Raw genomic sequence first — 10,508 nt, forward strand, 5'->3', positions numbered from 1 at the left:
AAAACCGGGGGCAAATTCCGTTATTCCGGGTGTGGGATTTGGAAGCCCAATCGGAGTGGCCGTGCCCCTTACAACGATGCCAGCAGGGCATCCAGGCCCGATATTTCTTCGGCCAGGGTTTCCACCGAAACGGCCGCGCCGGATGGATCGCAGGCGCGGATGCCGCCTGGGCCGCGGACGATGACGGCGAACAGCTCCTTCGACGCTCGAACCCAGAGCCCGGCCCTGCCCCGGTCCGACTGGATCGAGATCTTCTCGATGGGCAGAAGTCTTACGTCGCCGATGGCAACGGGTTCACCGGCACGCAGGCTTTCGTTGTGCATGTGCGGGTCAGGCATGTTGCCGCCTCAGGGTACGCCACGCACGGATTGTTGGCCGCGACAGGACAAAGGCAATGGTGATGGCGATGAACTGGATGGGGAACAGGCGAAAGTGCCCGCGGGATTCGAATTCCAGCACCGGATCGATGAACTCGGGTTCAAGGAAAATTTCCGCGCTGCGCAGATTTCGTGCCATGGCGCTGACCGGCCCCAGCAACGCCCACAGCATGCCGGTGTCAGCCGGATCGCCCAGACCCAGGCGCAGGCGCAGGCTCAGGTCACGGGCGTGGGCGGCGCGCAACAGATCCCGCAAGAAGCGAACCACGCGTCGTCGAAACGACGACTGTTTGAGTACCGCAAGGACGTTTGATCCCCGGGTTCGTCGCTTCCGCGGCCCGGGTTTCCCGCCCGCTTCGGGCTCCGCCTTCTTGCTCGCCTTGCCGGCGCCGGGGAAGCGGAAGCGAAACCGCAGCAAACCGAACAACCAGCGGATGGCAACCTGTCCGCTGAATTCTTCGACGCGTTGCAGCTCGACCTGTATGTCGATAGGAACCGCCAGCAACACGACTACCGTCGCAAGCAGGGCCGCGACCAGAATCAGCGTGATACTCACCGGGAGTTCTAGTCAGCGGCCTTCTTGCTGGATGCTGCCTTGCCGACCACGTCCGCGACCTTTTCGACGAGCGAGGCGGCACTGCCCTTGATCGGTTCGACACGCACGCCGTCCTGGTTGATGATGACGACCGCAACGGGTTTGACGCCGCCCCCGCCGCCGGTGCCGCCGCCCGTGCCGGCACCCTTGGCCGGATCGGTGCCTTCACCGCCGCCGGCGCCAAAACCGAAACCCACGCTGATGAGCGGGATCAGGGTATTGCCTTCCACCGTAATGGGGTCGCCAACCACGGTCTTGGTATTCAACATGCGCTCGATTTCGCCGACGGCTTTGCCAAACAGATTCTCTATGTCTTTCATCGTCGTCTCCGGCACTCGATAGTCGAAGGAAGAAGGGAGCGTCACGCTACCGGGAGAATCGGGACGGATCGTTGATGCCCGTCAAAGTGGCGGGCGAAAGGCGCAGCAAAGGTTGGGTGTTCGCGAAAAATCGGCGGGCCGGTCGCAAATGGCCCGGGAGCAGCGAGGCGCGAGACTGGTCAGATCGGCTGTTGTGCGTACTGCCGCAGGATGTTCCGCACGTCCCGGTCCCATTTGTCGATCAACGGATCCAGATCCTTTCCAAAGACCCCTTTCCACATGTCCAGCTTGTAGGTGCTGGCGACGATGGTATCACCGTCCTGGTAGAGCATGATCCGTAGCGGAAAAATCACCGAGGCCTGGGGGTTGTCCTTCAGGATGCGGTCGACCTGTGTCTTGTCGCCGAAGAACAGCACCTTGTAGTTGGGTGCCTTGTAGCCCCGGTGACGCAGGCCCTCATCCACCGGCTGGATTTTCACCAAGGTGTACTTGTTGTCCGCGATGGCGTAGCTGAGCTCGTTCACGGCCGATTCGTAGTTGCAATGCCGGCTGACGGTCACAAACAGGTCGTCGGCCGCCGCCGGCAGGCTGACGGTAAGGAGCAGCGCACACATCAAGATCCAGGTCTTCACAGGCTGGCCTCCTTGAGAATGGACTTGTAGTCGCGGGTCAGTTGTTTGCAGATGTCACTCAGTTCCGCACGCTTGAGCTGCTTGCTCATCATGTGCGGGTTGATCGCCACCATTTGTATATGGTTGGCCTTCCGGATCAGGGTGATCTTGCACGGCATGAACACACCTACCCGGGGGTCGATCTTCAGCGCACGATCGGCCATATTGAAGTTGCAGAAATAGACGAGCACGACCTCCTTGTTCTCCGTCCCGGAGTGCGTCAGCCGGCTATCGACATTCTGCTGGCGGATGAATACGTAATTGCGGTCGGCAATAGCATTCTTGAGATCGAACAGCGCCTCGTCCATGGTCTTGAAGGTTTTGACCACCAGTAGCGGAGCGGCCGGGTCCCGGTCTTCACTTGCCAGGCTGGTGGCGCTGGCGCATAGCCCGATCAGGCACACGAAACAGACCAGCAAGTTCTTGCCACGATTCATTCGCAAACCCCCGTTGCAGACTCAAGTCCGTCTCAAATCCGTGATTTCTCGAGCAATCTTCGTACCAGTGGGTTGTCGACTTTTACCAATTCCGGTATTGCACTGAAATGACGGCATCCTGTGCATGCCGATCCGGATGTAGCCGCGACAAAATCGGATGTGATTTGCACTGACTTGAAGCAATACATTGGGGAATGCACCAACATAGTATATACGTCGCTCCGTACCTGACTCCGATTCGCAGGAAGGAGGACATGGATTGACCGCAAGCCAGTCCCGCATGGTCGCCATACTGCTGTTCCTCGGTGCCGCGTTTCTGCTCTACCGGACACTTGCCATGCTCGCTGGCGGAGCGATTGATGTATTCGTCCCATGGGTCGTAGTGTTGTTGTTCCTCGAGCTGGCGCTCGACGCCCTGACCCTGGGGGTGTGTCTGCTGTGGGGGATCACCCTTTCGATTTGGCATGGCATGCTGGTATTCCGCCTGACTGCGGCGGTGGTTATGGTGCATGCGATGCGCGTGCTGATCTTCGTGCTGGGGCGCACAGGGCCGTGGGTGGATTTCGACGTGCAGTCCCTGGCGCGGGCGGGGCACACGACGCGCTGGTCATGGTTCGGCGTCTGGTTCGCCGGAACCATGTCAGTACTGAGCCTTATCGTCCTGATCGTGGCCTGGCTCTATCTACGTCGCCGTAGGCACTAGTACCGGATTCAGCAGGCCAAAAAGAAAAAGCCCCGCACCGGGCGGGGCTTGATCCTGCTGTCGTTGACGGGTCGCGGTTCAGGCGGCTTTGACACCCAGCTTCTCGCGCCAGCCGGGGAACAGCTTGTCGGCGTCGTGCGGGAAGGACTCGAACGCACGCGCGAACTCCTTGTGTTCCTTGGCGTAGTCGATGGGGTCAGCACCGGCCTTCCAGCACTCATAGGCCTGGCGCAGCGACTTGGCGCCGGCGGCCGGACTGTCGATGTGGCCGTAGGAACCGCCACCGGCGGTGTTGATGACGTTGCCGTGGCCCAGGTTCTTGAAGAAGCCGGGCAGGCGCAGCGCGTTCATGCCGCCAGAGATGATCGGCGTCGTCGGTTTCATACCGAACCATTCCTGGTGATAAACCGGACCGTCGCAGCTGTCGCGCTCGATCATGTAGGCGATGACGCGGTCGTCGGCCTCGCCTTCCATCTTGCCGTAGCCCATGGTCCCGACATGGATGCCGGAGGCACCCTGCAGGCGCGACATCTTCGCCAGCACGAACGCGGTATAGCCGCGCTTGGCGCTGGGCGAGGTGATCATGCCATGACCGGCGCGGTGATAATGCAGGTACTGGCTGGCGTACTGGCGGCGGGCGGTGGTGACCATGCCGGGGCCGCCGACAAAGCCGTCGACCAGGAACGCGAGCTTGTCGGCGTCGGGACCAAAGGTCTCGAGCGCGAAGTCCGCGCGGGCGCACATTTCGTAGTGGTCGTCGGCGGTGATGTTCATGGAGAACAGCTTGGCTTCACCGGTCTCATCCATGGCGCGCTTCATGGCGTCATATACCAGCGGAATGGTCTTCTTCACCGGCGCGAACACCTGATTGCCCTGGGGCTCGTCGTTCTTGATGAAGTCGCCGCCGAGCCAGAACTGGTAGGCGGCCTCGGCGAACGGTTCCGGGCGCAGGCCGAGTTTGGGTTTGATGATGGTGCCGGCGATGTAGCCGCCATCATTCACCGGGCGGCCGAGGATGCGCCACAGGTCGGAGATGTCCTTGGCCGGTCCGTCGAACAGCTGGATCGCGCGCGGCGGCATGAAGAAATCGATCATCTTGGCGTGTTCGATGTCGCCCATGCCCTGGTTGTTGCCGATGGTCAGGGTCAGGAAGGAGACCAGCATCATGCGCCCGTCGGTGACGTTGCGATCGAACAGCTCGATCGGGTAGGCGATGCGCATGTCTTCGGTGGCTTCGTCGATGTGGTATACCAGCGCGTCCACGCCCTTGGTGAAATCGTCGGTGGTCGAAACCTCGACGTTGGTGCCGGTGGAAGACTCGGCGGCAAAGTGGGCGGCGGCTTCCAGGTAGCCATGGCCGGCTTTCGGCTTCATGGTGTAGGCGCACAGGATGTGCTTGCCGCCGGCGATGAGCTCCTCCTCCTTCAGGGAGAGGTCGGCGTAACGTTTGGACTGGTCCATGGTATTTCCCTCGTGTGAAAACGGCACCGGGGCATAGGGCGATGTGCGCCGAATACCTGAGTAACCTGATAAGAAATAGGGGGTAAAAAAGTTGTGGGCATTCTAGCGGCGAAACCGCGGAAATTCAAAGGTTTGCTGGGTACGGCCGATTTTGCCGCCCTCGGCCTGGTCGTCCTGAGCCCGCCCTTGATAGCGATCAAGGCAAATCATCGCGGCTTGCCGCTAGATTCGATGCATCTGCCCGCAGCGAGAAAGACCATGGCGACCGAGGAGCAACCGACGCTGAATTCCTGGTACGAGACCGACGAAGGTACCCTGTTCCAGGTCACCGCCATTAACGAGGCCAGCGACACTGTGGAAACCGTCTCCCTGGACGGCTCTGCGGATGAATTGTCCTTGAGCGACTGGGGCGACCTGCCTGTCAGCGAGGTGGTGGCGCCGGATGATTGGCAGGGGGATGCGACCAAGAATGTCTCGGACTGGAAGGCCCTGCAGAAATAGCATCCCGATCGCCCCCGGCAGGGAGTGCTAGCGCGGGACGCCGACGGGCATGAGGTACAGGGGTCGTTCGCCTTTGGGCAGGTCCAGCACCTTCGCCACCTGCTCGTCACTGAAGGCACCGACGACCGCGGCGCCGAGGCCCAGGGCCTGGGCCTGTAACATCACGTTTTCCGCCGCGTGCCCGACCTCTATTTCCACATAGCGCAGACCGCGCTTGCCGTATTTACCCGTGGTGCGGGCATCGACTGAAGCGAACACCAGCAGGACCGCGTTGTGTCCCACCGAATCCTGGCCCAGCGCGGCGCGTTCCATTTCACGCCGCCTGTCGTCACCGGCCAGTCGGCGCAGCGTGTGGTTTTCAGGTTGGTAGCGGTAGACGCCCTCGGCCAGCTCGTCGACATCGCCGACGAGAACATAGACCTCCAGCGGATAGAGCGCGCCGGCCGAGGGCGCGGTGCGCAGGCCACCGGGTGCGGTGATGCCCTGCGCCGCCCACAACAATTGCGACAACTGCGGCAGGGTGATTGCCTGTTTGCGATACTCGCGCACCGAGCGGCGCTCGCGCAGGGCGCGTTCGATACTGACGCCGCTGTCGGTGCGCGGGGCAGGTAGTGCGATGGTGCCGTTGCTCTGTGCCATAGCGGAGGTCCTCCACTCTGGCGCACCGCCTGCGACAAGGAAGGCCAGAAAAGACAGTGCTACCGCAACGCGTCGATATCGCGCATTCCGGGTGCCCATCGCCCGGCCTTCACATCAACGGGACCAGCTGGCCCGGAACAGGGTGTCCTTGTCGCTGTACTCGTAGTCGAGTTCGCCCTCGTAGGCATGCTGCAGGGCGTCGGCGATGGCGCGCGCGATATGTACATCGGTCAGGGAAACTGTGATGCCGCCGTCCTCGTCTTCGATCGCCATCACGCGCTGCAAGGGATGTTCCGGTTTTTCCTTCTTTTCGGCGTTCTGAATCAGGCCGATGATTTCATCGCGGTGCGCGCTGAGGAAATCGCCTTTCAGGGTAACCACGCCGGCGGGCTGCTTGTCCTGAATGCGCTGGCAGGCGGGGCAGCGCTGTTCATGCGCGCCGGCCCCGGCGGATCCCCAGTGCCAGCGCCCCTTTTCGAACACGGCGCCGCAATCGGGACACAGGCTGGGTTCCGGATACTTGCCGCGGGCCTGATAGGGATCGTGCAGGCGCTCGCCGTACATGCGGTCGTCCTTTCCATGCTGCTGGGCGAAGTCCGTGGGCTTGCGTGGTTCTTTCATGATTTGCTCCTGTTGTTTCGCTCGACGAGTCCGGCTCGCCGATACGGCATTCACGTCTCGCGATTGTGTGGCGTGTCGACCCCGGCCGTGGGCTGAATTCCTTCGCGGTCGGAAGTCACCTTGCAGCGTCGCTCGCCCGTGTTTACGTCGAACCCGTTCTCGCGGTGAAAGGGACGCAGGTTGCCGATGTCGGCATTGCCGCCGGCGATGGTGACCTCGATCTTCCAGCCGTACTCCGAGGTCAGGTTTTCATAGTGTTCGCGGCGAATCCAGGCGCCGCACTCGTCCTGGCGCCAGGTGTCGGCATCACGATCGCCAACACCGCGACCTTTTTCCCATACGGCCTGCACCGTCTTTTCGCTGATGGTCATAGGCTGTCCCCGAACAATCGCCCAAATTAATCATCGGTCCCTTTGTCGCCCGCAAGCAAATCCTAGTCAACGGCCGTGGCAGAATCGTTGACTGGTATCAAACCCGGCCCGAAGGGGGATCAGAGGAAATCCTCGATAAACCAGGCGGCGAAGGCATGGCGCCCGGAAACGCCGGCCTTCTTGTAGATGGAGGATGCCTGCTGGCGCACGGTCTTTTCCAGGGTTTCCCGCAGGTCTGCAATTTCCTTGAGACTCAGGCCCTTGAGCAGCAACAGGCCGACTTCCTTTTCGCTGGTACTCAGGCCCCACTCCTCGAATTGTTTCGATATAACCTCACCGAGCTGCCGGCGTGCGCTCAGCACGTATTCGCTGGCCGTCGTGGGGGCATTGCGCGCCTGTTCGAGCTCCTGGCGCAGCAGGGCGATTCGGGCGCGCTGCCGGCGCAAACCCTGCAACAGCCAGGAGATGCCGACCAGCGCCAGGGCAACGACCAGCGCTTCCTTCAGGATGTGCTGACCGGAGGCACCGTGTGCCAGGTCGGCGTACAGGTCGACGGCACTGGCGCCGACGACGAGCAGCAGGATGGCGATCAGGTAGGCGTCGCGGGACCAGACCTTGTTCACCCGAATCTCCAATCACATGGACCATCGGCATGGTACATGTGTCCCATCCGGACGAAATGGGGCATGTGTCCGATGGTTCCCGGCTGCGCAGCACCCATACTTTGCCTCATCGAAGACCGTTGCAGAGGGCAACATTATGAAACAGAAAGTCTACGTTTGGGACCCGATCATACGTTTGTTCCACTGGATACTGGTGGCCTCGTTCACGGTCGCCTATTTCACCGGAGAGGACGAGTCCCTGGTACACATCTATGCAGGCTACATCGTGCTCGGACTGATCGCCGTACGTCTGCTGTGGGGCCTGGTTGGGAGCAAGCATGCCCGTTTCTCCGACTTCGTGCGTTCCCCGGTTCAGGCCCTGGTGTACCTGAAGGGTTTGGTGGGCGGCGGTGTGAAGAACTATGTCGGCCACAATCCGGCCGCGGGGTGGATGGTGATTGCACTTCTGGTCAGCCTGCTGGCGACCACCGTAAGCGGTTTGCAGGTTTATGGTCTCGAGGGGCACGGACCCCTCGCGCAAACGGTCGCCGAACGCAAGCTGGCACCGGAAGCCGGCGGTGGAACCGGCACCGTACGCATGAATGCGGAGCACGAGGATGAGGCCGGCGACGAGGACGGAGGAGAAGACGGGGAGGAGTTTTGGGAGGAGGTGCATGAGTTCTTTGCGAACTTCACCGTGTTCCTGATCGCGCTGCACCTGCTCGGTGTAGCCCTGTCCAGCTATCGCCACCGGCAGAACCTGGTGCGGGCCATGGTAACGGGCTACAAGGAAGAGGAAACCGCGTCCGACTGATCGGCAAGGTATTCCGAAGAAGGGCGCATACGGCGCCAGGCTTGAAATTGCCCACGGGGCCTGCACATAGTACTACTGCCTTCAGCAGAAAGGCGGAGGTTCATGCAGCAGGCCCCGGAAAAACGATATCTGGTTCAGTGGATCTTCCGCCACGCTTACCGAATGGCGGCAGTACGGATGGGCGTGTTCGCGATGCTTCTGGTTCCCGGTCTGGGGGTGGTACCCGCCGTCCAGGCCGCTACGGACCCCGTCGCCGACGCAATTCGCGCGCAACTTGATAGGCGTGCGCACCCGCGCGCGGACTGGATTCTGGACTGGTCGCAGCTGCGGAAATTCTATGAGGCGCGGGATTGGCGACCGGCGTGGAGCGGAGACAAGAATGCCACCGGTCGTGCCCGGATCCTGCTCAGGGCCCTGCGTACCGCCGACCGCGAAGGACTTGATCCGAAAACGTATCACCCCGCGACGATTCACGAGTATCGCTCCCGTGAGGACGCGGCCTCCCGCGCGACTCTGGATATCCTTTTGACCGACACCTTCCTCCGCTACAGCGAGGATGTGCGTGTCGGCCGGTTCAAGCCGGGCGAGGTGGATCCGGATTGGCACATTTCCCCGCCTCCCAACGGTGTCCCGTTCTACTGGATGAACCTGGAGCCCTCCAAGTTCGACGCCTTCGTGCAGAACCTGCCGCCACCCCAGCCCGGCTACCAGAAACTGCGCACGGCCCTGGCCCGCTATCGCAAGCTGGAACGCGACGGCGGCTGGCCGCCGCTTTCGGCCGGACCGGCCCTGAAAACCGGAGTTCGTAGCCCGCAAGTGGGCCGTTTGCGGATTCGGCTCATGGCAGAAGGTGATCTCGGAGCCGGGAGCGTGGACGATGCAAACCTGTTCGACGCGAGGGTGCGTGATGCGGTAGAGCGATTCCAGAAACGCTATGGTCTGAAGGCAGACGGCGTGGTCGGGTCCGGCACGCGCGAGGCCATGAATGTACCGCTGGCGGCACGGATCGAACAGATTCGCCTGAACATGGACCGGTGGCGGTGGCTGCCGCGGCATCTCGGCGATCGATATATCATGGTGAATACCGCGGGGTACGAGTTGACGGTCATTGAAAACGACAAGGACGTGCTGTCCATGCGTGTCATCACCGGCCAGAAGGACTGGACGACTCCGGTAATCACCGGCGATCTCGTTTCCGTCCAGTTCAACCCGTACTGGATGGTTCCAAGGAAAATCGCACTGGAAGAACTGGTGCCGAAGCAGTTGCACAATCCAGACTATCTCGCCTCGCAAAAAATTCGGGTGTACGACAACTGGGCCGTGAAGCCTCGGGAGGTCGATCCGTCGCGCATCCGGTGGTCGAAGCTCAGTGAGGACAACTTTCCCTACCAGTTGCGTCAGGATCCGGGACCATGGAATGCCCTCGGGAGAATCAAATTCATCTTCGCCAACAACTTCGCGATCTTTCTGCACGACACGCCACATCGTGGCCTGTTCGAGCAGGAGTCCCGTGCACTGAGCCACGGATGCGTTCGTGTACAACACCCCGTCGAACTCGCCACCTACCTGTTCGGGGAAAAGAACGGCTGGACGCGGGAGCGAATCGAGGAAGTCATCGACTCGGGTGAGACCGAGCTCGCCCGGGTACCCGAGCCGGTGCCCATCTACCTGGTGTACTGGACGGCTTGGGTGAATGGCGGCAATCAGGTGAATTTCCGCGAAGACGTGTACGAACGGGACCAGCGTATGCTGGAAAACGGGGAAAATGGCGAAAAAATGCGATAAAACGGGGGTTGGGTTGAAATCCCCGAACTTAGCGCCAAATTAACTGTCATAAAGAATGAGGGAAAAACCGCTTGCTATACTTTCTGGTGCCCAAAGTGAGGTGCACCGGGGGAAACGACGAGGTACAGAAACGATGACAACTCGCCGAGACTTTTTGAAGTATTCCGCCGCAGCCGCAGCCAGCCTGGCGGCACCGGCTGCCCTTGCCGCCGTGCCGAAGCCACAGGGTGAGCGCGAAATCCGTTTCTATAACATCCATACGGGTGAGCACCTGTCCGCTACGTACTGGGTGGACGGCGTCTATGTCCCTGATGAATTGAACACGATGAATCACCTGTTGCGGGATTTTCGTACCGGGGACATCAAGAAGATGGATCCCCATCTGTTCGACATCCTGTATACCCTGCAGCAGAAGCTGGAAAAGAAGGGTGTGTTCCACGTGATCTCGGGCTACCGCTCGCCGGCCACCAATGCCGCCCTGCACAAGCGCAGTAACGGCGTGGCGACCCACAGCCTGCACATGAAGGGCAAGGCGATCGATATCCGTCTTCCAGGGGTCGAGTTGAGCCACCTTCGCAAGGCGGCCCTGAATCTTCATCGTGGCGGTGTTG

The 10,508-nt window shown here is 61.2% G+C and carries 15 protein-coding genes; 5 read left to right on the top strand and 10 right to left on the bottom strand.

All coding sequences use genetic code 11. The features are described from left to right. Positions 1-68: 68 nt before the first annotated feature. The 5 genes from P8X48_07530 to P8X48_07550 all read right to left on the bottom strand — a co-directional run bounded on the left by P8X48_07530 (position 69) and on the right by P8X48_07550 (position 2,400). Positions 69-338: a hypothetical protein gene (locus tag P8X48_07530; protein ID MEJ2107163.1), complete on the bottom strand. Its 270-nt coding sequence runs from the start codon at positions 336-338 to the stop codon at positions 69-71. Next, positions 331-933 carry a DUF2953 domain-containing protein gene (locus tag P8X48_07535; GenBank protein MEJ2107164.1) on the bottom strand — a complete coding sequence of 201 codons (603 nt, stop codon included), beginning with the start codon at positions 931-933 and terminating at the stop codon, positions 331-333. Before P8X48_07535 ends, P8X48_07530 begins: the two co-directional genes overlap by 8 nt. Positions 934-941: 8 nt before the next feature. Beyond that, complete coding sequence (locus P8X48_07540) at positions 942-1,292, bottom strand: spore germination protein GerW family protein (protein ID MEJ2107165.1); 351 nt, start codon at positions 1,290-1,292, stop codon at positions 942-944. Positions 1,293-1,471: 179 nt separating this feature from the next. Next, positions 1,472-1,924, bottom strand: coding sequence for a DUF302 domain-containing protein (locus P8X48_07545; protein ID MEJ2107166.1), 453 nt, complete (start codon positions 1,922-1,924; stop codon positions 1,472-1,474). Then, a complete protein-coding gene (locus P8X48_07550; GenBank protein ID MEJ2107167.1) occupies positions 1,921-2,400 on the bottom strand; it encodes a DUF302 domain-containing protein in 480 nt (159 codons plus the stop codon). The genes P8X48_07545 and P8X48_07550 overlap by 4 nt, the downstream gene beginning before the upstream one ends. Positions 2,401-2,659: 259 nt before the next feature. Here P8X48_07550 and P8X48_07555 point away from each other — a divergent pair, with 259 nt between their 5' ends. Then, on the top strand, positions 2,660-3,103 hold the full coding sequence (locus tag P8X48_07555) for a hypothetical protein (GenBank protein ID MEJ2107168.1): 444 nt from the start codon (positions 2,660-2,662) through the stop codon (positions 3,101-3,103). Between the two features lie 78 nt (positions 3,104-3,181). Here P8X48_07555 and P8X48_07560 read toward each other — a convergent pair whose 3' ends face one another. Further along, positions 3,182-4,564: a ribulose-bisphosphate carboxylase gene (locus P8X48_07560; GenBank protein MEJ2107169.1), complete on the bottom strand. Its 1,383-nt coding sequence runs from the start codon at positions 4,562-4,564 to the stop codon at positions 3,182-3,184. Positions 4,565-4,696: 132 nt separating this feature from the next. On the opposite strand from P8X48_07560, the gene P8X48_07565 reads away from it, so the two are divergent. Continuing rightward, positions 4,697-5,065: a hypothetical protein gene (locus tag P8X48_07565; GenBank protein ID MEJ2107170.1), complete on the top strand. Its 369-nt coding sequence runs from the start codon at positions 4,697-4,699 to the stop codon at positions 5,063-5,065. Between the two features lie 27 nt (positions 5,066-5,092). Here the strand turns inward: P8X48_07565 and P8X48_07570 are convergent, their stop codons facing one another. From P8X48_07570 to P8X48_07585, 4 genes are all read right to left on the bottom strand, one after another. Next, positions 5,093-5,704 carry a SagB/ThcOx family dehydrogenase gene (locus tag P8X48_07570; protein ID MEJ2107171.1) on the bottom strand — a complete coding sequence of 204 codons (612 nt, stop codon included), beginning with the start codon at positions 5,702-5,704 and terminating at the stop codon, positions 5,093-5,095. A 114-nt stretch (positions 5,705-5,818) separates the two neighbouring features. Beyond that, positions 5,819-6,325, bottom strand: a complete 507-nt coding sequence (locus P8X48_07575) for a BCAM0308 family protein (protein MEJ2107172.1) — start codon at positions 6,323-6,325, stop codon at positions 5,819-5,821. Between the two features lie 50 nt (positions 6,326-6,375). Next, entirely contained in the window at positions 6,376-6,696 is a 321-nt protein-coding gene (locus P8X48_07580) for a hypothetical protein (protein MEJ2107173.1), read from the bottom strand. A 119-nt stretch (positions 6,697-6,815) separates the two neighbouring features. Further along, entirely contained in the window at positions 6,816-7,319 is a 504-nt protein-coding gene (locus P8X48_07585) for a hypothetical protein (protein MEJ2107174.1), read from the bottom strand. 136 nt (positions 7,320-7,455) lie between these two features. On the opposite strand from P8X48_07585, the gene P8X48_07590 reads away from it, so the two are divergent. From P8X48_07590 to P8X48_07600, 3 genes are all read left to right on the top strand, one after another. Beyond that, a complete protein-coding gene (locus tag P8X48_07590; GenBank protein ID MEJ2107175.1) occupies positions 7,456-8,112 on the top strand; it encodes a cytochrome b/b6 domain-containing protein in 657 nt (218 codons plus the stop codon). 102 nt (positions 8,113-8,214) lie between these two features. Further along, positions 8,215-9,897 carry a L,D-transpeptidase family protein gene (locus P8X48_07595; GenBank protein ID MEJ2107176.1) on the top strand — a complete coding sequence of 561 codons (1,683 nt, stop codon included), beginning with the start codon at positions 8,215-8,217 and terminating at the stop codon, positions 9,895-9,897. A 133-nt stretch (positions 9,898-10,030) separates the two neighbouring features. Beyond that, the coding region (locus P8X48_07600; protein MEJ2107177.1) for a DUF882 domain-containing protein at positions 10,031-10,508 on the top strand (478 nt) is incomplete at its 3' end.

This window comes from Acidiferrobacteraceae bacterium (assembly GCA_037388825.1).
GTDB lineage: Bacteria > Pseudomonadota > Gammaproteobacteria > Acidiferrobacterales > JAJDNE01 > JARRJV01.

Bases quoted from the DNA above. Each gene is read 5' to 3' on its own strand.
- P8X48_07550 (MEJ2107167.1), bottom strand. From the start codon at position 2,400: ATGAATCGTGGCAAGAACTTGCTGGTCTGTTTCGTGTGCCTGATCGGG.
- P8X48_07575 (MEJ2107172.1), bottom strand. From the start codon at position 6,325: ATGAAAGAACCACGCAAGCCCACGGACTTCGCCCAGCAGCATGGAAAG.
- P8X48_07530 (MEJ2107163.1), bottom strand. From the start codon at position 338: ATGCCTGACCCGCACATGCACAACGAAAGCCTGCGTGCCGGTGAACCC.
- P8X48_07580 (MEJ2107173.1), bottom strand. From the start codon at position 6,696: ATGACCATCAGCGAAAAGACGGTGCAGGCCGTATGGGAAAAAGGTCGC.
- P8X48_07595 (MEJ2107176.1), top strand. From the start codon at position 8,215: ATGCAGCAGGCCCCGGAAAAACGATATCTGGTTCAGTGGATCTTCCGC.
- P8X48_07540 (MEJ2107165.1), bottom strand. From the start codon at position 1,292: ATGAAAGACATAGAGAATCTGTTTGGCAAAGCCGTCGGCGAAATCGAG.
- P8X48_07560 (MEJ2107169.1), bottom strand. From the start codon at position 4,564: ATGGACCAGTCCAAACGTTACGCCGACCTCTCCCTGAAGGAGGAGGAG.
- P8X48_07570 (MEJ2107171.1), bottom strand. From the start codon at position 5,704: ATGGCACAGAGCAACGGCACCATCGCACTACCTGCCCCGCGCACCGAC.
- P8X48_07590 (MEJ2107175.1), top strand. From the start codon at position 7,456: ATGAAACAGAAAGTCTACGTTTGGGACCCGATCATACGTTTGTTCCAC.